This is a genomic window from Pseudomonas sp. IT-P12 (assembly GCF_949767465.1).
In the GTDB taxonomy this organism is placed as follows: domain Bacteria; phylum Pseudomonadota; class Gammaproteobacteria; order Pseudomonadales; family Pseudomonadaceae; genus Aquipseudomonas.
In genome coordinates this window covers 816,581-840,608 of sequence record NZ_CATKPY010000011.1, presented here as the reverse complement: position 1 = coordinate 840,608, position 24,028 = coordinate 816,581, and the positions used below count along the sequence as shown (strand labels likewise).

26 protein-coding genes, 1 tRNA gene and 1 pseudogene are annotated in these 24,028 nt (G+C 61.3%); 17 read left to right on the top strand and 11 right to left on the bottom strand.

Features of this window, described 5'->3' with window-relative positions:
- Positions 1 to 39: 39 nt before the first annotated feature.
- The 4 genes from ACM6IM_RS06900 to ACM6IM_RS06885 form a co-directional block, all read right to left on the bottom strand.
- Positions 40 to 891 carry an urea carboxylase-associated family protein gene (locus tag ACM6IM_RS06900; protein ID WP_192308190.1) on the bottom strand — a complete coding sequence of 284 codons (852 nt, stop codon included), beginning with the start codon at positions 889 to 891 and terminating at the stop codon, positions 40 to 42.
- 15 nt (positions 892 to 906) lie between these two features.
- Positions 907 to 1,572 carry a GntR family transcriptional regulator gene (locus ACM6IM_RS06895; RefSeq protein ID WP_201192097.1) on the bottom strand — a complete coding sequence of 222 codons (666 nt, stop codon included), beginning with the start codon at positions 1,570 to 1,572 and terminating at the stop codon, positions 907 to 909.
- A 17-nt stretch (positions 1,573 to 1,589) separates the two neighbouring features.
- Entirely contained in the window at positions 1,590 to 3,098 is a 1,509-nt protein-coding gene (locus ACM6IM_RS06890) for an amino acid ABC transporter permease/ATP-binding protein (RefSeq protein ID WP_414864619.1), read from the bottom strand.
- An 83-nt stretch (positions 3,099 to 3,181) separates the two neighbouring features.
- On the bottom strand, positions 3,182 to 4,030 hold the full coding sequence (locus ACM6IM_RS06885; protein WP_414864618.1) for an ABC transporter substrate-binding protein: 849 nt from the start codon (positions 4,028 to 4,030) through the stop codon (positions 3,182 to 3,184).
- A gap of 512 nt (positions 4,031 to 4,542) precedes the next feature.
- Between ACM6IM_RS06885 and ACM6IM_RS06880 the strand changes: the two are divergent.
- From ACM6IM_RS06880 to ACM6IM_RS06870, 3 genes and pseudogenes are all read left to right on the top strand, one after another.
- A pseudogene (locus tag ACM6IM_RS06880) lies at positions 4,543 to 5,400 on the top strand (ShlB/FhaC/HecB family hemolysin secretion/activation protein); the annotation flags it as partial.
- Between the two features lie 40 nt (positions 5,401 to 5,440).
- Positions 5,441 to 5,683: a hypothetical protein gene (locus ACM6IM_RS06875; protein ID WP_414864617.1), complete on the top strand. Its 243-nt coding sequence runs from the start codon at positions 5,441 to 5,443 to the stop codon at positions 5,681 to 5,683.
- Positions 5,680 to 5,925: an Imm74 family immunity protein gene (locus ACM6IM_RS06870; RefSeq protein WP_414864616.1), complete on the top strand. Its 246-nt coding sequence runs from the start codon at positions 5,680 to 5,682 to the stop codon at positions 5,923 to 5,925. The genes ACM6IM_RS06875 and ACM6IM_RS06870 overlap by 4 nt, the downstream gene beginning before the upstream one ends.
- Positions 5,926 to 6,138: 213 nt before the next feature.
- Here the strand turns inward: ACM6IM_RS06870 and ACM6IM_RS06865 are convergent, their stop codons facing one another.
- Together ACM6IM_RS06865 and ACM6IM_RS06860 are read right to left on the bottom strand one after the other, a co-directional pair.
- Positions 6,139 to 6,312 (bottom strand): Atu4866 domain-containing protein, encoded by a 174-nt coding sequence (locus ACM6IM_RS06865; protein WP_414864841.1) that lies wholly within the window; start codon positions 6,310 to 6,312, stop codon positions 6,139 to 6,141.
- Complete coding sequence (locus ACM6IM_RS06860; protein ID WP_414864615.1) at positions 6,309 to 7,073, bottom strand: SDR family NAD(P)-dependent oxidoreductase; 765 nt, start codon at positions 7,071 to 7,073, stop codon at positions 6,309 to 6,311. The genes ACM6IM_RS06865 and ACM6IM_RS06860 overlap by 4 nt, the downstream gene beginning before the upstream one ends.
- Before the next feature lie 292 nt (positions 7,074 to 7,365).
- Here ACM6IM_RS06860 and ACM6IM_RS06855 point away from each other — a divergent pair, with 292 nt between their 5' ends.
- A complete protein-coding gene (locus tag ACM6IM_RS06855; RefSeq protein WP_414864614.1) occupies positions 7,366 to 8,319 on the top strand; it encodes a helix-turn-helix domain-containing protein in 954 nt (317 codons plus the stop codon).
- Positions 8,320 to 8,364: 45 nt separating this feature from the next.
- Here ACM6IM_RS06855 and ACM6IM_RS06850 read toward each other — a convergent pair whose 3' ends face one another.
- The gene (locus ACM6IM_RS06850) at positions 8,365 to 8,691 is read right to left on the bottom strand and encodes a DUF2388 domain-containing protein (protein ID WP_192308183.1); all 327 of its coding nucleotides are present in this window, start codon (positions 8,689 to 8,691) and stop codon (positions 8,365 to 8,367) included.
- 150 nt (positions 8,692 to 8,841) lie between these two features.
- A tRNA-Ser gene (locus ACM6IM_RS06845) sits at positions 8,842 to 8,929 on the bottom strand.
- A gap of 123 nt (positions 8,930 to 9,052) precedes the next feature.
- Here ACM6IM_RS06845 and ACM6IM_RS06840 point away from each other — a divergent pair.
- The gene (locus ACM6IM_RS06840; protein ID WP_192308182.1) at positions 9,053 to 9,724 is read left to right on the top strand and encodes a Bax inhibitor-1/YccA family protein; all 672 of its coding nucleotides are present in this window, start codon (positions 9,053 to 9,055) and stop codon (positions 9,722 to 9,724) included.
- A 64-nt stretch (positions 9,725 to 9,788) separates the two neighbouring features.
- On the opposite strand, the gene ACM6IM_RS06835 is transcribed toward ACM6IM_RS06840, so the two are convergent.
- Positions 9,789 to 10,226 carry an Lrp/AsnC family transcriptional regulator gene (locus tag ACM6IM_RS06835; RefSeq protein WP_192308181.1) on the bottom strand — a complete coding sequence of 146 codons (438 nt, stop codon included), beginning with the start codon at positions 10,224 to 10,226 and terminating at the stop codon, positions 9,789 to 9,791.
- A gap of 135 nt (positions 10,227 to 10,361) precedes the next feature.
- Between ACM6IM_RS06835 and ACM6IM_RS06830 the strand changes: the two genes are divergently transcribed.
- Positions 10,362 to 11,255 (top strand): DMT family transporter, encoded by an 894-nt coding sequence (locus tag ACM6IM_RS06830; protein ID WP_192308180.1) that lies wholly within the window; start codon positions 10,362 to 10,364, stop codon positions 11,253 to 11,255.
- Here the strand turns inward: ACM6IM_RS06830 and ACM6IM_RS06825 are convergent, their stop codons facing one another.
- Positions 11,256 to 12,275 (bottom strand): FUSC family protein, encoded by a 1,020-nt coding sequence (locus tag ACM6IM_RS06825; RefSeq protein WP_192308314.1) that lies wholly within the window; start codon positions 12,273 to 12,275, stop codon positions 11,256 to 11,258. It lies immediately after the preceding gene.
- Between the two features lie 68 nt (positions 12,276 to 12,343).
- Complete coding sequence (locus ACM6IM_RS06820) at positions 12,344 to 13,969, bottom strand: NADP-dependent glyceraldehyde-3-phosphate dehydrogenase (protein WP_414864613.1); 1,626 nt, start codon at positions 13,967 to 13,969, stop codon at positions 12,344 to 12,346.
- Between the two features lie 185 nt (positions 13,970 to 14,154).
- Between ACM6IM_RS06820 and ACM6IM_RS06815 the strand changes: the two genes are divergently transcribed.
- The 11 genes from ACM6IM_RS06815 to imuA all read left to right on the top strand — a co-directional run bounded on the left by ACM6IM_RS06815 (position 14,155) and on the right by imuA (position 24,027).
- Positions 14,155 to 15,042: a Dyp-type peroxidase gene (locus ACM6IM_RS06815; protein WP_414864612.1), complete on the top strand. Its 888-nt coding sequence runs from the start codon at positions 14,155 to 14,157 to the stop codon at positions 15,040 to 15,042.
- A 205-nt stretch (positions 15,043 to 15,247) separates the two neighbouring features.
- Positions 15,248 to 16,000 carry a GntR family transcriptional regulator gene (locus ACM6IM_RS06810; RefSeq protein ID WP_414864611.1) on the top strand — a complete coding sequence of 251 codons (753 nt, stop codon included), beginning with the start codon at positions 15,248 to 15,250 and terminating at the stop codon, positions 15,998 to 16,000.
- The gene (locus tag ACM6IM_RS06805; RefSeq protein WP_414864610.1) at positions 15,997 to 17,724 is read left to right on the top strand and encodes a fumarate reductase/succinate dehydrogenase flavoprotein subunit; all 1,728 of its coding nucleotides are present in this window, start codon (positions 15,997 to 15,999) and stop codon (positions 17,722 to 17,724) included. Before ACM6IM_RS06810 ends, ACM6IM_RS06805 begins: the two co-directional genes overlap by 4 nt.
- Positions 17,725 to 17,748: 24 nt before the next feature.
- Positions 17,749 to 17,994, top strand: coding sequence for a ferredoxin family protein (locus ACM6IM_RS06800; protein WP_008060065.1), 246 nt, complete (start codon positions 17,749 to 17,751; stop codon positions 17,992 to 17,994).
- 163 nt (positions 17,995 to 18,157) lie between these two features.
- Positions 18,158 to 19,564 (top strand): ABC transporter substrate-binding protein, encoded by a 1,407-nt coding sequence (locus ACM6IM_RS06795; protein WP_414864609.1) that lies wholly within the window; start codon positions 18,158 to 18,160, stop codon positions 19,562 to 19,564.
- Between the two features lie 138 nt (positions 19,565 to 19,702).
- A complete protein-coding gene (locus ACM6IM_RS06790) occupies positions 19,703 to 20,485 on the top strand; it encodes an ABC transporter permease (protein ID WP_414864608.1) in 783 nt (260 codons plus the stop codon).
- Complete coding sequence (locus tag ACM6IM_RS06785; protein ID WP_414864607.1) at positions 20,485 to 21,333, top strand: ABC transporter ATP-binding protein; 849 nt, start codon at positions 20,485 to 20,487, stop codon at positions 21,331 to 21,333. Before ACM6IM_RS06790 ends, ACM6IM_RS06785 begins: the two co-directional genes overlap by 1 nt.
- A complete protein-coding gene (locus ACM6IM_RS06780; RefSeq protein WP_414864606.1) occupies positions 21,330 to 22,292 on the top strand; it encodes a HEAT repeat domain-containing protein in 963 nt (320 codons plus the stop codon). The genes ACM6IM_RS06785 and ACM6IM_RS06780 overlap by 4 nt, the downstream gene beginning before the upstream one ends.
- The gene (locus ACM6IM_RS06775; RefSeq protein ID WP_192308171.1) at positions 22,289 to 22,576 is read left to right on the top strand and encodes a DUF971 domain-containing protein; all 288 of its coding nucleotides are present in this window, start codon (positions 22,289 to 22,291) and stop codon (positions 22,574 to 22,576) included. Before ACM6IM_RS06780 ends, ACM6IM_RS06775 begins: the two co-directional genes overlap by 4 nt.
- Before the next feature lie 216 nt (positions 22,577 to 22,792).
- The gene (gene lexA, locus ACM6IM_RS06770) at positions 22,793 to 23,410 is read left to right on the top strand and encodes a transcriptional repressor LexA (RefSeq protein WP_192308170.1); all 618 of its coding nucleotides are present in this window, start codon (positions 22,793 to 22,795) and stop codon (positions 23,408 to 23,410) included.
- Positions 23,410 to 24,027: a translesion DNA synthesis-associated protein ImuA gene (gene imuA / locus ACM6IM_RS06765; RefSeq protein ID WP_192308169.1), complete on the top strand. Its 618-nt coding sequence runs from the start codon at positions 23,410 to 23,412 to the stop codon at positions 24,025 to 24,027. Before lexA ends, imuA begins: the two co-directional genes overlap by 1 nt.
- Position 24,028 lies beyond the last annotated feature (1 nt).

Sequence of the window (24,028 nt, the reverse complement as noted above, 5' to 3'; positions counted from 1 at the left end):
GGGGCCGGTGGGCGCCCCGAGTGTCAATTTAACCTGTCGTTACTTTTCCCACTCGGCTTTTGGAATCAGCAGGCCGTGGTTGCCGTTGTAGGCGGCGCGCTCGGGTTGTTTCCAGCCTTCGAGCAGTGACGCGTCGAGGCGGTAGATTTCCACGCCCAGTGGGCGGCAGACCTTCAGCGGATCCTCGGCATCCGGGCCCCACATCGGCAGTGAGAGGTCGCCACCCGGGCAGGTCGAGAGCGCGCACAGCAGATCGATTTCGGCGAAGAACTCCAGGTAGTCGCCCTGTTTCGCCGGGCACGCCTTCATGAAGTACATGTCGTCGTGGTTGAGGCCGGTGCACTGGAAGATATTCAGCACGTCATGCACGTCGAACTCGGTCAGGCCGTGGGGCAATACGGCGCGGGTCAGGTTCGAATGGCAGTGGTGGTGAAAGTCTTCGCCGGTGAGCATCTTGTTCACATAAGGGTCGCAGCGGGTGCCGAGCAAGTCATGCAGGCGGCCGCCGTGTTCGTCGATGCCGTAGTGGGCCAGGCTGTCATCGGTGATGGTGACCATCGGCCGCAGGAAGGGCAGGTTAGACCACAGGCGATCGTAGGTGCTGACGTGGGCGCCTTGCAGCTGGCGGGTACGGGCCGCCCACATGCGTTCGCGAGGGTCGTTGGCGCTCCACACGTTGAAGTCGCCAACCTGCGGACCGACCGGGGTGGTGACGCGAAAGACATGGCCGGCCGGCACCTTCCAGGCGCGACCGGTACGGATCGGCACTTCGAACTGCTCGACCAGGGTGCGGTTGTCCCTGGATTCGCGCACGCGATCATAGAAGGCTTTGTCGACTTGCAGTGCCGCGCCCTTGCTGACCTGGTAGGCCGCTGGATAATCCTTGTACATGGGGTGTCCTCTCTTTCAGTGTTTTGGGATGCTGCTCAGAATGTCCAGCAGCACGAGTTCGGAGTCGTTGAGGTAGCTGCTCATGGCTTCCTCGGCTTCTTTCTTGCGGCCTTCGCCCAGCAGGTCGTGAATATGCCGGTCACGTTCGAGCCAGGGTTTCTGGAAGGCTTCCTCGCTGGGCGCACTGGAAAACACCAGGCGCATCTGGGCCGCGACATGGGTGAAAAATTCATCGAAGAGCGGGCTGCGCATCAGGCCCACGATATGTTGGTGAAAGCGCAGGCTGTGGGTGCCGAAGGCTTGCCAGTTCTCGCGGTCCTGGGCCAGTTGCGCCGCCTCGATGGCTTCCAGCATCAGGTCGGACTGGTATTCGCGCAGCGGCTTGCTCGCGACGATGGCTTGCAATTCGAGGGTGCGACGGACCTTGAAGATGTCGCGCACGTCGTCGATGCCCATGCGGCGCACCATCACGCCCTTGTTGCGCACGTAGCTGGTCAGGCCTTCCCGACCCAGTTGGTGCAACGCTTCGCGCACGGTATTGCGCGAGGCGTTGTAGGCATTGACCAGATCGCTTTCCACCAGCGGCGTGCCTGGCAAGAGGCGGCCGTTGATGATGTCTTCACGCAGCTCGATGGCGACCTGATCCGACAGCGACAGGCTTTTTTCCTTGGGTTGACTCACCGTTTTGTCCCCTCGGCTCACGCCAGTTGTACGTCTTTGAGGAACTTGGTCATGCGCTCGCTGCGCTGCTCCAGCATTTCACGCGGCGCGGCGTTCTGGATAATCTCGCCGCCTTCCATGAACACCACCCGATCGGAGAGCTTGAAGGCGAAGTTCATTTCGTGGGTGACGATCACCATGGTCATGCCTTCGCGGGCCAGCTCCTCGATCACCGCCAGTACGTCGCCGACCAGTTCCGGGTCCAGGGCCGAGGTCGGCTCGTCGAAGAGCATCACCGAAGGGCGCATTGCCAGCGCCCGGGCAATCGCAACGCGCTGCTGTTGGCCGCCGGAAAGCTGGTGCGGGTATTTGCCGGCATGTTCAAGCATGCCGACCTTGCGCAGCAGGGCCAGGCTCAACAGGCGCAGCTCTTCGCCATCGCCATGGGCGTGATAGACCGGGGCGAGCATGACGTTTTCCAGGGCGGTCTTGTGCGGGAACAGATTGAAGCCCTGGAAGACCATCCCGACGTGCACGATGCCCTGCATATGCACCTTGTTGCCCAACGCACCCTCTGGCGATTTCGTGCCGCGCAGGAACGGTTGGCCTTGCAGGGTGATTTCGCCGTGATCCAGGCTTTCCAGGCCATTCATGGTGCGGATCAGCGTGGTTTTGCCCGAGCCCGACGGGCCGATAATCGACACGACTTCGCCCCAACGGACATTCAGCTCCACACCCTTGAGCACTTCCAGCTGGCCGTAGGCCTTGCGCACGCCCCGCGCCTGCAGGGCAAACTCGCCCGGCTCGGATTGGCCGGCGGCACGACGGGTCGCTACCTGTCCGAGTTCGACCGGGGCGACGCGCTTCGGTTGGCGCCGCGTCACGTCCAGGTGGTTTTCCAGCAGGCGCAACAGGCGGCTGAACACGGTGACGATAAACACATAATAGAAGGCCACCGCGAACATGGTCTCCATGACCAGGAAGTTCTGGGTGTAGAGCTGCTGGCCGACCAGGAGGATTTCCGACAGCGAGATCACCGAGACCAGCGAGGTCAGTTTGACGATGGTGATGTACTCGTTGGCCAGCGTCGGCAGGGCCACCCGCAGCGCCTGGGGCACCACGATCAACCGCTGCACGCCGCGATAGCGGATGCCCAGGGCCTTGCCCGCTTCCAGTTGACCCTTGGCCACCGCCAGCAGGCCGCCGCGATGAATCTCGGCGATGTACGCCGCTTCACTGAGCACCAGGGCAATCAGGCCGGCCGAATAGGGATTGGACAGCAGCGCACTGGTCGACGGAAACACCTGGGGCAGGTTGTAGACGAAGATCAGCAGCACCAGCAGCGGCAGGCTACGGAAAAACCAGATATAGAGGCCGGCCGCATCCCGCAGCAAACGCCGCTGCGACTGTCGCGCCAGGGCCAGGAAAAAGCCCAGGACGATGCCCAGCAGCCAGGTTTCCAGGCTCAGTTCGACCACGGTTGCCACGGCTCGCCAGAAATCGCCGTTCCACAACAGGCCCAGGGTGTAATACCAATCGAATTGCATGTACTTACTCCGCGTTGCTGTGATTTTTCCGCACGCCGGAAAGAATCGGTAAATCCGCTACTGGATGCGCTCGGCGCCGGTATTCAGGGGGTGGTGGTGCCCAGCGCCGCATTGATTTCCCCGGCATTGGGCTCGTCCAGGTTGTAGCGGGCCAGCAGTTCGCCATAGCTGCCGTCCTGTTTGATCTGCGCAAGCGCCGAGTTCAGTTCATCCAGCAGCGCCTGATTGCCCTTGCGCACCGCCAGTCCGATGACCACCGGGTAGATCAACTCGCTGGAGCTGATCACGGTTTTGCCCTGCAGTTTCTCCACGGTGATCTTGGCGACGGCGGGGTCTTCCATCTGCACATCCACGGCCTTGGCCAACAGCGCTTGAGCTGCCTCGGGGGAAGTCGGGAACTCGCGGGACTGGATCGCCGGCTTGCCGGAGGCAACGCAATACTCGGCGGAAACCTTGTTGAGCTTGGGCACCCAGGAAGCGCCCTTGATCGAGCCCACGCGCTTGCCGCAAAGGTCTTCCGGGCGCTGCGGGCGGAAGTCGCTGGCGCTGAGCACCATCAGCGAGGAGCCGGTCTTCAGGTAACTGATGAAATCCACCTGCTTGGCGCGCTCCGGGGTGACATACAGCGCCGAGGCGACCACGTCGAAGCGCTGGGCATTGACGCCCAGGATCAGGTTGGCAAAGCGGGTATCGAGGAAGCGCGGCTCCAGCCCCAATTGCTTGCCCATCAACTGCATGAACTCGGGATCAAAGCCGCTGGGCTGCTTTTGCTCCAGATAGGTGTAGGGCGGATAGGTCAGGTCGGAACCGATCGACAGCTCTCCGGGCTTGAGCGTGCCCTTGCTCTCTGCCGCCGACAGCAGCGGCGCCACGCAAGACAGGGCGATCGCCAATGCGAAGCTGGTTTTTTTGCCCATCAGACCTTTTTGCATGTTCGTATCCTCGGTTTCTCAACGCAGTTGAAGTGAGCATGATTGTTCAACAATCCTGTATTTATAATTAACCTAAAATCGTGCCAACTATGTGTTTTGGCGCTCGATTGATGGTTTTTTGTTGTGGGAATGTGTTTTTTCAGGAGTCGAGCGCACTGAAGGGGAGCGATTCGTTACCGAATGCCACAGGGTGGGGCGCAGGGGGCGGGTTTTGTGTGGGGGAGGTTGGGGGCTGTTACTGGGCGGTGCTTGCACTTAATGGCGGGTAGCCGCGACGTTTGGGTCGCCGCTGAAAGTTGTGAGTAGGTTGCGTCAGATTGACGCGTTCTTTTTGGCTCCCGAAAACGCCTCGACCCACGGAGGCCTCTATTTCAAGCATTTGAGTCTTGTTTATTCGAGAAAGGAGCCGGCAGGGCTTGCCTGTAGGGCACTCATCTAATTGACGTCAGAATAATGGCTAAATAATATCGCGCCACTATTCTGCTATCACTTTGGTTCTCGAGGGATCGAACATGCGCTCACCCGCCTTATCGGTGAGATGGGGCCTGGCGTTTCTGTGCTTTGTTGCGCTGGATGTCAACGCTGCTCCCACGCCCGGTGAAACCGACTTGATCCGTGAACGCCAGGATCGGCTGCTCGAAGAACAACGCCGGCGTCTGGAAGAACTCAAGGATTTACCGGGCACGCCAGCGAAATCCGAAATTCCGACGGCGCCGACCGAAACACGCTGTTTCCCCATCAAGGACATCGAGCTGAAGGGCGCCGACAGCCTTTCGGATCGCGAGAAAAGCCGCCTGCTGGCGCCCTACATGGACCGATGCCTGGGCGTCCCCCAGCTCAATGAATTGCTCAAGGTCATCACCGACCACTACATCGAAAAAGGTCTGGTCACCAGTCGCGCTTACCTGCCGCAGCAGGATCTGTCGGATGGGCGGCTACAGGTGCTGGTGGTCGAGGGCCGGCTCGAAGGGTTGAAAGGCGCGGATGGCAGCCAGCTGTCGGATCGCGAGCTGGCGATGGCCTTTCCCGGCAAGGCGGGTGAGCTGGTCAACCTGCGCGAGATCGAGCAGATGGTCGACCAACTCAATCGCTTGCCATCGAATCAGGCGCAGATGGAACTGGCGCCCGGCGAGCAGGTGGGGGGCAGCGAAATTCTGGTTAAAAACAGCCCGCAGAAGCCTTGGCGTATTGGGTTATCGCGTAACAATGGCGGCCAGCGCAGCACTGGCGAGCAGCAGTGGAACACCACGCTGGATTGGGACAATCCGCTGGGTCTGGCCGATCAGTTGATGCTGCGCGGCGGTCACGATGCGATGACCGATCACCAGCACACCTCCAATAGCCCAGCAGATTGCTACGCAACAAGGTGGAACAACCCTCGAAGCATTGATGGCCCAACGTGGTATACAAATGCCTAAATGGGACGCTACAAATCCTGTTGTTGTGAAAGCATGGCAAGAAATCTCTGCTCAGTATGCAAATGGGGTTTCTGGGACGGTGCGTGCAGTAATCGGGCAGAGTTTGCGTCCCGGAAATGTTTGGGAAACAGCAGAGCTGCCTGCGTTGATGAAAAATCCTAACGTAGATAAAATTATTACTATTGATCCTGTAACAATGGCTCAGAAAGTCATTTATATTAGGGGTGAGCTGTGATTCTTGAAGTTTCTCGAGGTCATATCAAAGTAAAAGTTGGAGATAGAACAGTTACCGCTCAAGGCGAGATGTTCTTTCCTGGCAACGATAAAATGGGTTTTGTGTTGTACAAAAAATCCATGAGATTTTGGGATGCACCTAATCAGAATCAAATTATGACTATTGACGATATTGATATGGTTGTCGCCGATATTCAGACTGATTTTTCCACGGGGGGGCATACCTTAGAAGTTGAGAGTTAAGATATGCAAAAGGTGGAAGTTCGGTCGCAAATGATTTTTTTGCAGTACGAAATACAGAGATAAAGTCTTAGGCGTCGGAGCAGATTGATTTCATTCTGAGTTCTGGGGTTTCCCTAGAGTATGTAGGAATAAGAAACTTGGCATATCTCGCGATTTGATCTTGGTCGCAGTTGCTACCGGCCTCATTTACGAAGTGCTCAACGGTGCCTTTGATTAAGGCGCGAATGCTTCAGTGAGCTTGTCACGCCGGTCGGCATTCGGAATCATGCCGGCGTGACAGAGCACCTCGTCATGAAAGTGCCCATCGGCGGTGAAGCCGCTGTCGCCCCAGTACTGGATGTAGTTGCCCATCCGTTCATAGCGGGCAGATCCGCCTGTGCTGCTCAGCCCGCCGTGACGGTCATGCCGCCGTCGGCCATGACGACTGAACCCACCAAAAAACTGGCCCGATCCGAGGCGATGAAGGCGACCACTTCGGCGATTTCCTGTGGTTGCGCTGCGCGGCCGATAGGCGCGGCTTCGCCGTGTTTGGCCAGAAATGCAGGGCCATCATCGACCACGTCATTGAGGATGTTGGTGACCACATCCCCCACGCCGACGGCATTGACACGAATGCCATGGGCGATGACTTCGAGCGCCAGGGTGCGCGTCAGTTGGGCAAGCGCACCCTTGGAGGCGGTGTAGGCCGCGATGGTAGGAAAGGCGAAGTAGGATGCGTAGGACGCGATGTTGACTATCGAACCGGATTTGTTCGGCATCATCGCCTTGACCGCTTCCCGGCTGTGCAGGAAAGCCGCCGTGGCATTGACCGCTTGTATGCGCTCCCAGTCCTCGCGGGTCATGTCGATGACCAGCTTGTTAATGATGATGCCGGCGTTATTGACCAGGATGTCCAGTCGACCGAACTGCTCCACGGCCAACGCGACCGCACGCTCGGCGGCACCGTCCTGGGTGATGTCGGCGACCAGTGGCACCAGGCCCGGGCGAGCCAGTTCCTCGACCGCAGGGTTCAGATCTTCGGCAACGACCTTGGCTCCGCGGGCGTGCAGCAAAAGCGCGATCGCCCTGCCAATGCCACTGGCTGCGCCTGTGACCAGGGCGACTTTACCGGCGACTTCGTTTGGCGTGCTGTTCTTGATATCGGTCATGATGTTCTCCAGTGTTGGGATCCCGTCAGGGATAGGCCGGCCGGCGCCCGCAAGGCGCTGTTGCCGGCGACAGGTTGACTGTCTCGCAACACGGGAGAGGTGGCTTTCGGAGGCTTGCCTGAACTGTCGGAGTTTTGCGTTGCATGTGGCAGGAGGAGTGTTTGACGCTTCGTTCAACGACGAGAAAAGCCCGATATCATCCATCCAGCCACCTTGCGCAAGCGTCACTCAGGCGCCTGTAGAAGGAGTCCTGTCTGGCTTTGCACAACCGAATACGGAAAAGGATACGTTCATGGCAAGTAACAGGTTCAAGCCTTTGGAGCGAGTTTCGACCTCCTGTGCAGGCTTGCGCATCACCGCTGAGTCGATGGGTGAGTACCTGCCAGGCGAGCCGCAGGCTGTGCCGCCGCATCCGGAACTCAAGGACATCGTGATTCAGCTGTTTACCCATCGCAGCGTCATTGATCCGATCCTGGTACCTGCAGTGGTGGAGCCGCTGCTCGTACTGGTCCTGGCAGGGGCGGCGAAAGTCGAGGAGCGCGCCCTGGGTGGGGAATGGGAAGCGGCAGATGTCAGGGCAGGCGACTTCTTCCTGACCAGTACCGATGAGCCCTATGAAATGCGCTGGCAGACTCAGGGGGGCGAGACCTTCGACGTCATGCACCTTTACCTGGGCTTGCCACTGATCGAGCAGGCGTCGAGGGAACTGCTGGGGCATCACGCCGGGGCAGTGCATTTGCGCGATGTCTCAGGTGCTCGGGATGAGCGAGTCGCGTTTGTCATGGAGCAGTTGCGCGTGGAATGGGTTGAAGAACGCTCACCCAGCAGCCTTTTCGCCCGCTCGCTGGCACAGGCGCTGGCCGTGCATCTCGTGCGCACCTATCTGGCGGACATTCAAGCAGGGCGCCGGGTCAACGCGTTACAGGCGTACAAGCTGCGCAAGGTCATCGATGCAATGAGCGCGGAGCTGGGCGATGAGTTCAGCCTGGCCAGGCTGGCAGGGCTTGCCGAACTCAGCGAGTACCATTTCAGCCGTATGTTCAAGCGCGCGACGGGGCTGTCGCCGTCCCAGTATTTCATCCGCCTGCGCATGGCGCGCGCACGGCAACTGTTGCTCGAAACCGGCCGCAGCGTCATCGAAGTCGGGTTGGAGGTCGGCTATTCGAGTCCCAGTCATTTCTCCCAGGTGTTTCGTCGCGAAGTGGGCGTAACACCCAGCGAGTTTCGCGGCGCTCGAAGTCGTTGACGTCCCGAGCGGCAAGCTGCCGTGGCAGAGTAAAGGCCCGAAGGCTCAGCGCGAAGTGGCGATCGCCAGGGCCAGTTGATGATCTGACATCAGGGGCGGGCGATAGGTCGCGCGGTAGTACCGGGAGGCCTGCTCGAACTCCGCTCCACGGATCTCGCCCTCTGAGCCGATGAATGCCAGGGCATCGCTTTTGGCGGACTTGAGTTTATCTGGAATTTCCGAGGTGAGCGCCGTGGCACCCGATACGATCACCGACGGTACGATGGTGGTGATCATCAACGCGGCCTCGAAAGGGTTGTTGTTTTCGGCTGCCACGGCCTGATGGGTTATCGATGCCAGAAGGGCCATCACTAGCGAGTTCCGCACTTCCATTTTCTTTGCTTCCTTGCGCCTGAATGGTCGCCACCCTAGCAGAGCAACCCAGAACGGCACGAGTGGAATGCCATGCATTGAGCGGGTCGACACACTCCAAACCCCAGAAACGACAAAGCCCTGAGTAATCAGGGCTTTGTCGTATAAAGATGGCGGAGGCGATGGGATTCGAACTCATGGACCTGTTACAGTCGACGGTTTTCAAGACCGTTGCCTTAAACCACTCGGCCACACCTCCGTTTGCGTTGCGGGCGCCATAATACCTGAATGAAACACACTGTCAAACTCTCCCCATAGCTTGTTACAGAGCGTCTGTTATGATCTTTGCGACTGAACGTTTCAAACCAACAGGAGTGTCGCCATGCGCGAACAGGATTACGCAGTGAATAACAGCGTGCAGGCTGAGCAGCTAGAGGTTAGCCGCGTCCTGCGCAACACGTACGGCCTACTGGCGCTGACCCTCGCTTTCAGCGGCGTGATGGCGTTTGTCGCCCAGCAGATGCGTGTCGGCTACCCGAACATTTTCGTGGTGCTGATCGGTTTCTACGGCCTTTTCTTCCTGACCAACAAACTCCGTGATTCCGCGTGGGGCCTGGTGTCGGCGTTTGCCCTGACCGGTTTCATGGGTTTCATTCTCGGCCCGATCCTCAACCGTTACCTGGGCATGCAGGGCGGTGCTGAAGTCGTCAGTTCGGCGTTCGCGATGACGGCGCTGGTGTTCGGTGGCCTGTCGGCCTACGTGCTGATCAGCCGCAAGGACATGAGTTTCCTCAGTGGCTTCATCACAGCAGGCTTCTTCGTGTTGCTGGCTGCGGTGGTGGCGGGCTTCTTCTTCCAGATCAGCGGCCTGCAACTGGCGATCAGCGCAGGTTTCGTGCTGTTCTCCTCGGCCTGCATCCTGTTCCAGACCAGCGCCATCATTCACGGCGGCGAACGTAACTACATCATGGCGACCATCAGCCTGTATGTATCGATCTACAACCTGTTCATCAGCCTGTTGCAGATCTTCGGCATCATGGGCCGCGACGACTGATCTCAGCCTTCAATGAAAAACCCGCTTCGGCGGGTTTTTTATTGCCCGGGATTTGTGCAAGGGCTCAGGCCATGGGGGGCAGGCGACGTTTGACCGGGGTTTTCTTGACGATGGCGGTGTTGGTTTCGGCGTGGCTGTTGAGGCGGTCGAGCAGGGTGTCCAGCTGTTCCATCGAGCGCACATGCAGGCGGGCGATGAAGCAGTCATCGCCGGTGACCTTGTCGCATTCGGTGAACTCGGGAATCGCCTGGATCTGCCGCTCCACTTCATGCAACTGCCCCGGCAGCGGGCGGATCCGCACAATGGCCTGGAGTTGATAGCCAAAGCACTTGGGATCGATTTCGACGGTGTAGCCCTTGAGCACGCCACGCTCTTCGAGGCGGCGCAAACGCTCGGCGACGCTGGGTGAAGAAAGGCCACTGAGGTTCGCCAGGGCCTTGAGCGAGCGTCGTGAGTCCTCCATCAGCGCGGTAATCAGTACTTGGTCGATATCGTCGGTCATGGCGGAATCCCCGTTAGGCAATTTGGCGAAACTGCCTTGATAAAAAAGGCAGATGCCGATTTTAGCCTGCTTTTTGCGCTGGAGAAGCCCCGGCAGGGATTGCCATAATTTGCGCTCAAACACAGGAGTCTGATGATGGACAAAACCCTACGTCGCGGATCATTTGAAATGACCGCCGCCATGCTGATTTCCGGGACCATCGGCTGGTTCGTGCTGGTGTCCGGTCAACCGGTGCTCGATGTGGTGTTCTGGCGCTGCGTGTTCGGCGCCGGCACGTTGTTGCTGATCTGCGCGGCGTTCGGTTTCCTGCGCCCGGGTATTCTGACCCGCACCACCTTCCTGCTGGCAGTGCTCAGCGGCGTGGCGATTGTCGGTAACTGGGTGCTGTTGTTCGCCTCCTACTCGCGCGCCTCGATTGCCATCGGCACGGCGGTGTACAACGTCCAGCCGTTCATGCTGGTCGGCTTGGCGGCGCTGTTTCTCAACGAAAAAATCACCCTGCAGAAACTGTTCTGGCTGGGCATTTCGTTTCTCGGGATGCTGGCGATCGTCAGTGCCCACGGCGAGCAGGGCGAAGCCGGCAATGACTATCTGCTGGGCATCTTGCTGGCGCTGGGCGCGGCGTTCCTGTATGCGATTGCGGCGCTGATCATCAAACGGCTGACCGGCACGCCGCCGCACCTGATCGCGCTGATCCAGGTCAGCACCGGCGTGTTGCTGCTCGCACCCTTTGCGCATTTTTCAACGTTGCCGCAAGCGCCGGGTGCCTGGGCCAGCCTGGTGACCCTGGGCATCGTTCACACCGGTGTGATGTATGTGTTGCTGTACGGCGCGATTCAGAAATTGCCGACTGCGCTGACCGGCGCGTTGTCGTTCATCTACCCGATTGCGGCGATTTTCGTCGACTGGTTTGCCTTCGGCCATCGCCTGGAGGTGCTGCAATGGGTGGGGGTCGCGGCGATTCTGCTGGCCGCCGCCGGCATGCAGCAAGGTTGGAGCCTGAAGTTCCGGCGCACCGTCGCACCCTGATCAAATGCTCCAGCGCGGCGCAGTCTTGGCCAGGCGCTGGCGCATCTCGCCGATGTTATTGGCCAACTGGCGGATCAATAATCGATAGCCGTCGAGCGGGTGATAGACCGGTTCATCCAGGCTCGATTCCACGGGCGGCTCAATGGACCGGGTCAGGCGCTGGAACGCCCCGGACTTCAGCGCCCGCGCCATGCCCACCAGTTGCACGCGGATCAACCGGTGCTCGGCTTTCAAGGCCGATTGCAGGTGAGCCATGGCGTCGGGATCGTTGGCATCGGGTCGGGTGTTGGCAAGGATCTCCAGGGTGCTCACGCACATGCGCAAATGACGCTGGATCGCGTCGAGTTCGGTCATGGAGATCTTCACTTCCTTGGACACCGAGGGCATCAGGGAGCGCAATTGCACCATCACCACGTTCAGGCGATTGATCAGCTTCACGTGCTCGTCGTCGGTGACCGGTTGGCCACTGATGATCCGCCCGTAAATGGCCGCGCAATCACGCAGCGCATCGGCCAGGTTGTAACGCCAGGAATAAACCGCATACAGGGGCAGGGCGAAGGAGAAAGCCAACGCCAGCCCAATCCCGATCAGGATGTCCACACCGCGCCACAACCCGTCCGAGACCGGGTTGTCACCGTGCCCGGCGACGATGAAGACAGTGATGCCGGCCAGCAGTGCGGTGTATCCGCCTTTGCCGATGGCGTGGTAGGAGAAGAACCCGCAGATCACGGCCATCGCGAAATAGGTCAGCCACGGCAGGCCGAGCCAGGCCTGTTGCACCACCAGCAGCAGACCGATCGAAGCGCCGAGCAAGGTGCCGATGGCGCGCTCGGCGGCTTTCTTGCCGATGTTGCCGTGATGTTGCAAACCGCCGATCACCACCAGCATCGTCACCGACGCCCACTCGCCGTGGGGCAGGTTGATGCCGGTGGTCAGCAGGATGGTCGCCAGCAACCCCAGCGACACGCGCACCGCGTGGATCAATTTGGCATGACGGTAGCGCCGGTACGGGTCCAGCAAGGGACGCAATACGCGACGCACCAGGGATGGCAGTCGTTGGCTTTTGAACGTACTCAGACGGGTGTTCCTCAGAAAATGTAATCGGTGGTCAGGAAACTCGAGTTGCGCCCGCTGATGATCTCGCTGATCAGTTCCTTGTTGTTCTCCTGGAACTTGGTCGCGACCAGCGTACGGATCGAAAACACCCGCAGCGCATCATGCACCGACAACGTGCCTTCGGCCGAGTTCTTGCGTCCGTTGAACGGGTAGGTGTCCGGCCCGCGCTGGCACTGGGCGTTGAGGTTGATCCGCCCGACCTGATTGGCGAAGGTGTCCACCAGCCGGCCGACGGCCACCGGGTTGGTGCCGAAGATACTCAATTGCTGGCCGAAGTCCGATTCCAGGACGTAGTCGATCACCGTGTCCAGATGCTTGTACGGCACGATCGGCACCACCGGGCCGAACTGCTCCTCCTGGTAGACGCGCATTTGCGGGGTCACCGGGTACAGCACCGCCGGATAGAAGAACGAGGCGCGGGCTTCACCGCCGTTGGGGTTGACCACGCGGGCGCCTTTGGCGACGGCATCGGCGACCAGCGAATGCAGGTAATCGACCTTGCCCGATTCCGGCAACGGCGTCAGGGCTACGCCGTTTTCCCAGGGCATGCCGGGCTTGAGGGTCGCGAGCTTGGCGTTGAACTTGTCGATGAAGGCGTCGACCACGTCCTCGTGAACGAAGAGGATTTTCAGCGCGGTGCACCGCTGGCCATTGAACGACAACGAACCGGTGACGGCCTCGTTCACCGCATTGTCCAGGTCCACCTCGGGCAGAACGATGCCGGGGTTCTTCGCATCCAGCCCCAGCGCGGCGCGCAGGCGGTGTGGCTTGGGGTGGAGTTTTTTCAGGTCGCTGGCAGCCTTGTTGGTGCCGATGAACGCGAAGATGTCGATCTTGCCGCTGGCCATCAGTGCGCTGACGGTCTCGCGGCCGCTGCCGTAGATCACGTTGATCACCCCGGCCGGGAAGCTGTCGCGGAACGCTTCCAGCAGCGGACGAATCAGCAGTACGCCCAGCTTGGCCGGTTTGAACACCACCGTGTTGCCCATGATCAGCGCCGGAATCAGCGTGGTGAAGGTTTCGTTCAGCGGGTAATTGTAGGGGCCCATGCACAACGCAACGCCCAGCGGCACGCGACGGATCTGGCCCAGCGTGTCCTGCTCCAGTTCGAAGCGGCTGGAGCGGCGATCGAGCTCCTTGAGCGCGTTGATGGTGTCGACGATGTAATCGCAGGTGCGGTCGAATTCCTTTTCCGAGTCCTTGAGGTTCTTGCCGATTTCCCACATCAGCAACTTGACCACGGCCTCGCGCTGTTCACGCATGCGGGCGAGGAAGCTTTCGACATGCTGGATGCGCTCGGCCACGCGCATGGTCGGCCACAGGCCCTGGCCACGGTCATAGGCGCGCACGGCGGCGTCGAGGGCGGTCAGTGCGGTGTCGGCATCGAGCAGCGGGGTGCTGCCGAGAATCACTTGTTCATCGCCGTTTTCACCCGTCAGGTACACCGGGCTGCGTACCTGGGCGAGGGCGCCCGACCAGGTTTTCAACTGGCCATCGACCAGGTATTCGCGCTGCTCGGTCGGGCCATCGAGGCGATACTTTTCCGGGATGTCGCTGGAGTCTGGAAACAGAGTGCCAAGGATATGTGCTGTGGTCATGTTGCTACTCCATGTGAGCCCAGTCATGTGCTGGCGGCTTGCCGTTCAAATTCACTTCAGAGGTTATACGCCTTATTGGTCCGATTTTTTAAGCGCCGATTTCATGTTCCCGCGATCTTTTGCCTTGATCGCCCACAACCGCCAACGCTGCGGGTAAACTTCGCGCTCTTTCTTAAGGAGTTGATATGAGCTACTACCAGCCGGGCATTCTCGCCACCCCCGTGCCACTTCAGGCCCGTCACATGTTCTTTGCGCTGGCGTCGGTCGATGCACTGCCGGCCGCGCTCGACAGGCTGATGGGACTGGTGGACGGCAAGTCGGCAGTGGTCGGTTTCGGTGAGTCCCTGGTCAAGGCGCTGAGCGGGCAGATCGAAGGCCTGCGGCCTTTTCCGGCGCTGACCGGCGTTGGCGTCGACAACCCCTCGACCCAGCACGCGCTGTGGTGCTGGTTGCACGGCGTCGACCGTGGCGAGCTGCTCAACCGCAGCAGCGCCATCGAAGCCGCGCTGGCGCCCGCGCTGCGCCTGGTGCAGATGAACGAAACCTTCCGCCACCTGACCGGCCACGACCTGACCGGCTACGAAGATGGCACTGAAAACCCCCACGACGAAGCGGCGGTGGCTGCGGCGCTGGCGAATGAGGGCGGTGAAGGTCTGGTCGGTGGCAGCTTTGCCGCCATCCAGCAGTGGCAGCACGACCTCAAGGGCTTCCATGCCCTGGCGGCCAATGAAAAGGACGACATCATGGGCCGTCGCCTGATCGATAACGAAGAGATTGACGACGCGCCAATTTCCGCCCACGTCAAGCGCACCGCCCAGGAAAGCTTCGCCCCCGAAGCCTTTGTCGTACGCCGCTCGATGCCATGGATCGAAGGCGATCGTGCGGGCCTGATGTTCCTGGCGTTCGGCTTTTCCCTCGATGCCTTCGAAGCGCAACTGCGGCGCATGAGCGGACTTGAAGACGGCATCACCGACGGCTTGTATCGCATTAGCCGGCCGATCACCGGTGGCTACTACTGGTGCCCGCCGCTCAAGGACGGTCACCTCGACCTGCGTGCGTTGCGCATCAATTGATGCACGGCCAGCACCTGTAGGCGCGAGCCTGCTCGCGATGACGCGGAGCGCCTGACACCCATCGGCGCTCGTATGTCCATCGCGAGCAGGCTCGCGCCCGCAGGATGTGCGCGGCGGCTCTAACCTTATTCTCAAACAGTATTTCTCAACGCTTCGGTTAGAACTCTAAGATCACGTCATAACTCGTTATAACAAGTGATCAGCCATGTCCGATAACGTTCTATCCCTGAGCAGCGTCCCGCTGCACACCCAACTGCGGGACGTGCTGCGTGCACGCATCCTCGATGGCGAATACCCGCAGGACAGCCAGATGCCGTCCGAAAGCGAGCTTGGCGCCTTGTTCAAGGTCAGCCGCATCACCGTGCGCCAGGCGTTGGGTGACCTGCAAAAAGAAGGGCTGATCTTCAAGATCCACGGCAAGGGCACGTTCGTCGCCAAGCCGAAAACCTTCCAGAACGTCAGCACCCTGCAAGGCCTCGCCGAGTCCATGACCGGTCGTGGCTATGAGGTGATCAACCGCCTGCGCAGTTTCAAGTTCATCGCCGCCGACAAGCTGGTGGCCGAGCGCTTGCAGGTGGCCGAAGGCGAGACCGTGGCGCAGATCAAGCGGGTCCGGTTGATCAACCGTGAGCCGATCTCGCTGGAAATCACCTACCTGCCCAAAGTCATTGGCGAGCGGCTGGAGAAGGCCGACCTGGTCACCCGCGACATCTTCCTGATCCTGGAAAACGACTGCGGTTTGGCCCTCGGTCATGCCGACCTGGCAATCGATGCCGTGCTGGCCGACAGCGACCTGACCCAGGCGCTGAGCGTCGAGGCGGGCTCGCCGATCATGCGCATCGAGCGTCTGACCCATGACGCCAGCGGCCAGCCCCTGGACTTCGAACACCTTTACTACCGTGGCGATGCGTTCCAGTACCGCCTGCGCATCGACCGACAGAAAGGGGATCAGGCATGAGACAAACCCTGGAACAGGAATACGACATCGTTGTGATCGGCGGTGGCACCGCCGGCCCCATGGCGGCGATCAAGGCCAAGGAGCGCAACCGCGATTTGCGCGTGCTGTTGATCGACAAGGCCAACGTCAAGCGCAGCGGCGCGATCAGCATGGGCATGGACGGCCTGAACAACGCGATCATTCCCGGCCACTCGACGCCGGAGCAGTACACCAAGGAAATCACCATCGCCAACGACGGCATCGTCAATCAGGCAGCGGTGTACGCCTATGCGAGCCACAGTTTCGAGACGATCGAGCAACTGGACCGCTGGGGGGTGAAGTTCGAGAAGGACGAGACCGGCGACTACGCCGTGAAGAAGGTCCACCACATGGGCGCCTATGTGTTGCCGATGCCGGAGGGGCACGACATCAAGAAAGTCCTGTACCGCCAGTTGAAACGGGCGCGGGTCAGTATCACCAACCGCGTGGTCTGCACCCGTCTGCTTAAGGACGAGGAGGGCACGGTCAATGGCGTGATGGGCTTCGATTGCCGCACCGCCGATTTCCACGTGATCAAAGCCAAGGCGGTGATTCTCGCCTGTGGCGCCGCCGGGCGCCTGGGCCTGCCGTCCTCGGGTTACCTGATGGGCACCTACGAAAACCCGACCAACGCTGGCGACGGCTACGCCATGGCCTATCACGCCGGAGCGGAACTGGCGAACCTGGAATGCTTCCAGATCAACCCGCTGATCAAGGATTACAACGGCCCGGCCTGCGCCTACGTCACCGGTCCGCTGGGTGGCTACACCGCCAACAACAAGGGTGAGCGTTTCATCGAATGCGACTACTGGAGCGGCCAGATGATGTGGGAGTTCCACCAGGAACTCGAAAGCGGCAACGGCCCGGTGTTCCTCAAGCTCGATCACCTGGCCGAGGAAACCATCCAGAACATCGAGGAGATCCTGCACAGCAACGAACGCCCGAGTCGCGGCCAGTTCCACGCCAATCGCGGCACCGATTACCGCACGCAGATGGTCGAGATGCACATTTCCGAAATCGGCTTTTGCAGCGGGCATTCGGCGTCCGGGGTGTGGGTCAACGAGAAGGCGGAAACCTCGGTCAAGGGGTTGTACTCGGCGGGGGACATGGCCGCCGTGCCGCACAACTACATGCTGGGGGCGTTCACCTACGGCTGGTTTGCCGGCAGCAACGCTGCGGACTTCGTGGCCGGGCGTGAGTTTTCTGCGGTGGATGCCGGGCAGGTCGAGGCGGAAAAGCAAAGGGTCTATGCCCCGCTGGATCGTGAGCATGGCTTGCCGCCGGCCCAGGTCGAATACAAGTTGCGCCGCTTCGTGAACGACTATCTGCAACCGCCGAAAGTGACCAAAAAGATGCAGATCGGCCTGCAACGCTTCAGCGATATCCAGCGCGACCTCGACCAGATCAAGGCGCACAACCCCCACGAACTGATGCGCGCCATGGAAGTCAGCATGATCCGCGACTGCGCGGAAATGGCTGCCCGCGCCTCGTTGTTCCGCGCTGAGAGTCGCTGGGGGCTTTACCACTATCGGGTCGATCACCCGCAGCGCAACGACAGCGACTGGTTCTGTCATTGCCATCTGAAAAAGGATGAAAACGGCCAGATGAGCAGTTTCAAGAAAGCCGTCGAGCCTTACATCATTCCGCTGGATGCCGAGGAAATGCAGGCCTACGACCGGCTGCGCGTCGGTGCCTTTGCGGCCTGAGCCCCTAACAAGAGAGACCGTGCAATGGCCTATCAACCGCAGGAAATCTTCTTTCGCTCCAACGCGCCGGTGACGGTCGATGAAGACCTGTGCATCGCCCACAAGGGCTGCACGGTGTGCGTCGACGTCTGCCCGATGGATCTGCTGGCGATCAATCCGGCCACGCAGAAGGCCTACATGGCGTTCGATGAGTGCTGGTATTGCATGCCGTGTGAAAAGGACTGCCCGACGGGGGCGGTGAAAGTCGACATTCCTTATTTACTGCGGTGACCGTACCGGCTTTATCGCGAGCAGGCTCGCTCCGAGTACCGCACAAACACCCCAAAACGCCATCCGGTCACCCCGGACGCTTGCTTCAAGACACCCCTCGTTTCCCACCACGCCCTGATCGTGGCGGAGACGAACACCTAAAATGATTCGAGGGGACACACCCATGTTATTGCGTGCAGCATTCGCCGGTCTGGTACTGGCTTCGTTCACCCTGTCGGCTTCGGCCGAAACCATCCGCATTGCCATCGGCACCCAGGACACGACGATCAACTGCGCCGCCGGCGGTCTGTTGATCCGCGAACTCGGCCTGCTGGACAAATACCTGCCCCATGACGGCCAGTACAAGGACGCCAAGTACGAGGTGGAGTGGAAGAACTTCACCAGTGGTGCGCCGCTGACCAACGAGATGGTCGCCGGCAAACTCGACTTTGGTGCCATGGCCGACTTCCCCGGCTCCTTCAATGGCGTCGCCTTCGAGACGGCGGGCAAGCACAGCCTGTTCACCAACGTGCTGTCGGGCAGCATCAAGGGCAGTGGCAACGGTATCGTGGTGCCGGGCGCTTCGAGCGTGCAGTCCCTGGCCGAGTTGAAGGGCAAGACCATTTCCGTGCCGTTCGCCTCGACGGCCCACGGCATGTTGTTGCGCGCCGTGGCCGACCAGGGCTGGGACCCGCTCAAGGACGTGAACATCATTGCCCAGGCGCCGGAAGTCGCCGGTTCGGCGTTGCAGGCCGGTAAGATCGATGCCCACGCCGATTTCGTCCCCTTCGCCGAACTCTTCACCAGCCGTGGTTTTGCCCGCAAGATCTTCGACGGTTCCCAGGCCAACGCGCCGACGTTCCATGGTGCGCTGGTGGATCAGGCGTACGCGAAAAAGTACCCGGAAATCGTCGTCGCCTACTTGCGTGCCAGCATCGAAGCCAACCAGCTGCTGGCCGATGAACCGGAGAAATACAGCGAGTTGATCGCCAAGGTCACCGGCGTCGATGCCGAGGTCAACTACCTGTTCCACGGCCCGCTCGGCGTGCAGACCCGCGACCTGAGCTGGAAGCCGGAATACCGCCAGGCGGTCGGCACCGCGATCGACACCCTGAAGCTGTTGAAGAAGGCCGACCGGGGCCTGGACCTGAATACCTTCATCGACGACCAATACATCCGTGCCGCGTTCAAGGCTTCGAACCTCGATTACACCGCGCAACTGGCCAACTACGCCCAGACCCCGCTCAAGGCAGTGGATGCCACGAGCGGAAAACCCATCACCGACTTCAAGCATGTGGCCGAAATCTGGGTGCGTGGCGAGCCGAAAGTCCGTCAGTACGCGTCGGCGGAATCGGCGTTCAACGCCTTGGCCAGCCTCAAGCAGGAAGGCAGGAACATCCGCGCGGTGTATGCCCAGGCCAGCGACAGCGGGATCAAGCTGCTGGCGGATCAGGCGTGGTTTGCCAGTGATGCGAAAGGGCGCTTGAGCGCGTTCCTGCTCAAGGGCCAGGCCCAGCAGTACGCCACGGCCCAGGGCGGCAAGGTGTTCGACTTCACCGATGCCACCACCCAGGCGGTGGCTGTTCGCTAACCGCCAAACGCCACGGCCACCCACCTCTGTGGGAGTGTGCCTGCTCGCGAAGGAGTGTCAGCCAGGCAGGTGTCGCCTGACCCACCATCGCGAGCAGGCTCGCTCCCACAGGATGTGGCTACGTTGAGAGGAACAATCGTGTCCCGATCCTGTTTACGCTGGCTCCCCCGAGCCGCCTCACTGTTGCTGTGCGTACTGTTCTGGCAGCTCGCCGCCAGTCACCACTGGAACCTCGGCCTGGTCACCTTTGCCAATGTGCCCACGCCCTGGTCGGTCATCGAAGCTGCGCTGGGCCTGGGCGACTCGGGCAAACTGGTCCAGCACCTGGGCAGCAGCCTCAGCCGGGTGTTCGCCGGTTACCTCGCGGCGCTGGTCATCGGCATCGGCCTGGGCCTGGCCATCGGCCGTTCGAAATGGGCGGAGGACCTGTTGCTGCCACCGCTCGAAGTGTTGCGTCCGATCCCGGCCGTGGCCTGGATTCCGCTGGCGATCCTGATGTTTCCCTCGTCGGAACTGTCGATGGTGTTCATCACTTTCACCGGCGCCTTGTTCCCGATCCTGCTCAACACCGTGCACGGCGTCGAAGGCGTCGACCCGCGTCTGATCGCTTCGGCCAAAAGCCTCGGGGCAGGGCGCCGGGCGATGTTGTTGGAGGTGATCGTGCCGGGCGCTGCGCCGAGCATCATCACCGGGCTGGCCATCGGCATGGGCACGTCGTGGTTCTGCCTGGTGACGGCGGAAATGATCTCCGGCCAGTTCGGCATCGGTTATTACACCTGGGAGTCCTACACCATTCAGAACTACCCCGACATCGTGGTCGGCATGTTGCTGATCGGCGTACTGGGGATGGGCAGCAGTCTGCTGATCAAACGCCTTGGTGGGCTGTTCACGCCTTGGCATCGACCACGAGGAAAAGCCTGATGAGCATCTTTCAACAACCTGAGGGGCGTATCGACATTCGCGGTCTGTCGATCAGCCTGGGCGAAGGGCCTGCGGCATTCGAAGCGCTGCAGGGCCTTGATTGTCAGATCGAACCGGGGCAGTTCGTGTGCATCCTCGGGCCGTCCGGCTGCGGCAAATCCACCTTGCTCGGCGCGTTGGCCGGTCACCTGCAACCCCGTGCCGGCAGCCTCAAGGTCGATGGCGCCGACGTGTCGACCCCTTCACCGCAGCGCGGCATGGTGTTCCAGCAGCACACGCTGTTTCCCTGGCGCACGGTGCGTGACAACGTGGCGTTCGGCCTGAAGATGCGCGGCATCGGCAAGGCCGAGCGGCACCGGGCGGCGGATGAAATCCTCGCGCTGGTCGGCCTTGAAGGCTTCGCCGAGCGCTGGCCGGATCAGCTTTCCGGCGGCATGCAACAACGGGTGGAGATCGCCCGGGTGCTGATCAACCGGCCGCGCCTGCTCCTGATGGATGAGCCCTTTGGTGCCCTCGATGCCCTGACCCGATTGAACATGCAGGCGTTGCTCCTGGACATCTGGACGCGGATTCGCACCACCGTGGTCTTCGTCACCCACGACATCGACGAGGCGCTGTTTCTCGCCGACCGGCTGCTGGTGATGAGTTCGCGCCCCGGTCGGATCATCGAGGACCTGCGCCTGGACTTTCCCCGGCCGCGCACCACCGAACTGGTGACCAGCCACGCGTTTTCCCGCTTGAAGCGCCATTGCCTCGAGTTGCTGCATCACCAGGAGGGTCGGCAATTACCGCGCTTGAACCCTCTCGGACTTCCCCCTGAAACCAGACTGCCGCGATTTGCCCTATGACCTCTCTATTCGATGTAACCGATAACGACGACATCCTTGCCCTGCAACCGCGCCTGACCGATGAAGACCCCGGTGTGCGGCGCATTGCCCTGATCGAACTGGCCGACCTCGAAGAGCCGGATGGCTTGCAGTGGCTGGTCGATCGACTGACCGAGGACCCGACCGAAGAAGTGCGCGCCGAAGCGGCGCGTTTGCTGGAAGCCTGGGAGGATGAGCCGGTCGTTGCGGCGCTGTGCCAGGCCCTGACCGATCCAGCGCTGACGGTGCAGGCCGCTGCCGCGCAGAGCTTGAGCCTGCTCAAGAGTGAAGCGGCGGGGCGGGTGATCCTGCCGTGGACCGGGCATGCCGATATCAGCGTGCGCATCGCTGCGTTCCGCGCCTTGCGTGAATTGCGCTTTGCCGAGGCGGCACCGGCGGCACTGCGGGCCTTGAACGACCAGGACGCCAATGTCCGGCGTGAAGCGGTCGGTGTGCTGGGCTGGCTCAAGCAGCTCGACGCATTGCCGGCGTTGGCGCGACTGGCCAGCGATGATCCAGACACCGAAGTACGGCGCGCCGCCACCGGGGCGCTGGGCGTGGCCTCGGATGCCCAGGTCCTGCCGGCGCTGCGCCAAGCCTTGCAGGACCAGGCCTGGCAGGTGCGTGAGGAAGCCGCAACCACCCTGGGCAAGGTCGGACACAGCGATGCCGGCCCGGCCTTGATTGCCGCCTTGGCCGACGATTACTGGCAAGTGCGCCTGCGCGCGACCCGCAGCCTTGGCCGCTTGCGCTACGCCCCGGCGCTGGAGCCGTTGATCGAAACCCTCGCCCATCGCATCAGCAACCTGCGCAAGGAAGCCGCGCTGGCTCTGGGTGAACTCAACGAAAAAGGGGCCATCGCCGCCTTGCTGGCCGCGCAGGACGACGGCGACCCGGAAGTGCGCAAGGCCGTGCGCATTGCCTTGAGTCAGTTGCAATGAACCCGCTGGCGATCGGCAATTCGCGCAGCCGGCAGCAACTGCGCCTGAACTGGCCGGACGGGCGTGAGCAGGTGTTGACCCACGCCGATTTGCGCCGCCAGTGCCCATGCTCGCAATGCCGGGCATTTCGGTTGCAGGGAATGACGGTGAAGGTCGATCCGCGTATCCGCGTGGTCGAACTCAACGCCCAGGGCTACGGCCTGCAACTGGTCTTCAGCGACGGCCATGAACGTGGCATCTACCCATGGAGCTACCTGGAAAACCTGACGTCGGCAACGTCTTGATTCATCTGGGGAACGGTTGTGCCGGACTGAAACACCGCCATCGCGAGCAGGCTCGCTCCCAGCATCGACGGATGTAAACACAGGCTTTGTGTCCACTGCCGATCCTCTGTGGGAGCCTGCTCGCGATGGACGTCAACGATGATGTTGGCCACCTGAACACCGGCGTCCTACATCTCGTCTGTAAATCCTTGTCAGAAAAATCCCGAAAGAGTACAAATGTACTCCATGACCAATCTGACTCCCCGCCGTACCGCCATCCTGACCTTCATCCGCGAGCGCATCGCCGAGCACGGTCAGTCCCCGAGCCTCGCTGAAATCAGCGAGGCCTTTGGTTTCGCCTCGCGCAGCGTGGCGCGCAAGCATGTGCTGGCGCTGACCGAAGCCGGTTTTATCGAGGTCAACCCGCATCAGGCCCGGGGCATTCGCCTGCTCGGGCAGCCAGCGCGCCCCGAACTGCTGGACATTCCGGTCCTGGGCCGGGTGGCCGCCGGTGCGCCGATGGGTGCCGATGCCGATGTCCATGGCCGCTTGCTGCTCGACCCATCGATTTTCTCCAAGACCCCGGACTATATGTTGCGGGTTCGCGGCGACTCGATGATCGAGGACGGCATTCTCGATGGCGATCTGGTGGGCGTGCACCGCAGTCCCGAGGCGATCAACGGCCAGATCGTCGTCGCGCGCCTGGAAGGCGAAGTGACCATCAAGCGTTTCGAGCGGGTGGGCGACAGGGTACGCCTGTTGCCGCGCAACCCGGCTTATCAGCCGATCATCGTTGAAGCCGGTCAGGACCTCGCGATCGAAGGGGTGTTCTGCGGTCTGGTGAGGCAAGGCTGATGGGTGCCGTCGTTGCGCTGGACACGCTGTTCAATGGCGGCCAGGTCTGGAAGGGCCGACCGGCGCCGCCGAGCGTCAGCCCGCAACCCACCGGGCATGCCGCGCTGGACGCAGCGTTGCCCAGCGGCGGCTGGCCGGAAGCGGCGCTGAGCGAAATCCTCCTGGCCGGACAGGGCATCGGCGAGTTGCAACTGGTGTGGCCGACACTGGCCCGGCTGTCGGCGGCGGGCGAGCGCATCGTGCTGGTGGCGCCGCCTTTCGTGCCGTACCCCCAGGCCTGGGAAAACGCCGGGATCGACCTGCGCCAGCTGTCGATCATCCAGGCCAGCGAGCGCGATGCCCTGTGGGCGGCGGAACAATGCCTGCGCTCGGGCAGTTGCGGCGCGGTGCTGTGCTGGCCGCTCAAGGCCGATGACCGGGCGTTGCGCCGCTTGCAGGTGGCGGCGGAAACCGGTTCGACCCTGGCGTTTGCCTACCGCTCGATCCAGGAAGCGATCAACCCTTCGCCTGCGGCCCTGCGCATCGCCATCGATGCCCGGCCTGCGCAATTGCGCGTGCTCAAGTGCCGGGGCGGGCTGGCCCGGTCGGCACCGATTGCCTTTACCGTGGGGCATTGAG

What these genes read in the sequence shown, in the direction of transcription:
- ACM6IM_RS06900 (WP_192308190.1), bottom strand. Translation starts at nt 891, where the DNA reads ATGTACAAGGATTATCCAGCGGCCTACCAGGTCAGCAAGGGCGCGGCA.
- ACM6IM_RS06890 (WP_414864619.1), bottom strand. Translation starts at nt 3,098, where the DNA reads ATGCAATTCGATTGGTATTACACCCTGGGCCTGTTGTGGAACGGCGAT.
- ACM6IM_RS06885 (WP_414864618.1), bottom strand. Translation starts at nt 4,030, where the DNA reads ATGCAAAAAGGTCTGATGGGCAAAAAAACCAGCTTCGCATTGGCGATC.
- ACM6IM_RS06875 (WP_414864617.1), top strand. Translation starts at nt 5,441, where the DNA reads ATGCCTAAATGGGACGCTACAAATCCTGTTGTTGTGAAAGCATGGCAA.
- ACM6IM_RS06860 (WP_414864615.1), bottom strand. Translation starts at nt 7,073, where the DNA reads ATGACCGATATCAAGAACAGCACGCCAAACGAAGTCGCCGGTAAAGTC.
- ACM6IM_RS06855 (WP_414864614.1), top strand. Translation starts at nt 7,366, where the DNA reads ATGGCAAGTAACAGGTTCAAGCCTTTGGAGCGAGTTTCGACCTCCTGT.
- ACM6IM_RS06850 (WP_192308183.1), bottom strand. Translation starts at nt 8,691, where the DNA reads ATGGAAGTGCGGAACTCGCTAGTGATGGCCCTTCTGGCATCGATAACC.
- ACM6IM_RS06840 (WP_192308182.1), top strand. Translation starts at nt 9,053, where the DNA reads ATGCGCGAACAGGATTACGCAGTGAATAACAGCGTGCAGGCTGAGCAG.
- ACM6IM_RS06835 (WP_192308181.1), bottom strand. Translation starts at nt 10,226, where the DNA reads ATGACCGACGATATCGACCAAGTACTGATTACCGCGCTGATGGAGGAC.
- ACM6IM_RS06830 (WP_192308180.1), top strand. Translation starts at nt 10,362, where the DNA reads ATGGACAAAACCCTACGTCGCGGATCATTTGAAATGACCGCCGCCATG.
- ACM6IM_RS06820 (WP_414864613.1), bottom strand. Translation starts at nt 13,969, where the DNA reads ATGACCACAGCACATATCCTTGGCACTCTGTTTCCAGACTCCAGCGAC.
- ACM6IM_RS06815 (WP_414864612.1), top strand. Translation starts at nt 14,155, where the DNA reads ATGAGCTACTACCAGCCGGGCATTCTCGCCACCCCCGTGCCACTTCAG.
- ACM6IM_RS06810 (WP_414864611.1), top strand. Translation starts at nt 15,248, where the DNA reads ATGTCCGATAACGTTCTATCCCTGAGCAGCGTCCCGCTGCACACCCAA.
- ACM6IM_RS06805 (WP_414864610.1), top strand. Translation starts at nt 15,997, where the DNA reads ATGAGACAAACCCTGGAACAGGAATACGACATCGTTGTGATCGGCGGT.
- ACM6IM_RS06800 (WP_008060065.1), top strand. Translation starts at nt 17,749, where the DNA reads ATGGCCTATCAACCGCAGGAAATCTTCTTTCGCTCCAACGCGCCGGTG.
- ACM6IM_RS06795 (WP_414864609.1), top strand. Translation starts at nt 18,158, where the DNA reads ATGTTATTGCGTGCAGCATTCGCCGGTCTGGTACTGGCTTCGTTCACC.
- ACM6IM_RS06785 (WP_414864607.1), top strand. Translation starts at nt 20,485, where the DNA reads ATGAGCATCTTTCAACAACCTGAGGGGCGTATCGACATTCGCGGTCTG.
- ACM6IM_RS06780 (WP_414864606.1), top strand. Translation starts at nt 21,330, where the DNA reads ATGACCTCTCTATTCGATGTAACCGATAACGACGACATCCTTGCCCTG.
- ACM6IM_RS06775 (WP_192308171.1), top strand. Translation starts at nt 22,289, where the DNA reads ATGAACCCGCTGGCGATCGGCAATTCGCGCAGCCGGCAGCAACTGCGC.
- lexA (WP_192308170.1), top strand. Translation starts at nt 22,793, where the DNA reads ATGTACTCCATGACCAATCTGACTCCCCGCCGTACCGCCATCCTGACC.
- imuA (WP_192308169.1), top strand. Translation starts at nt 23,410, where the DNA reads ATGGGTGCCGTCGTTGCGCTGGACACGCTGTTCAATGGCGGCCAGGTC.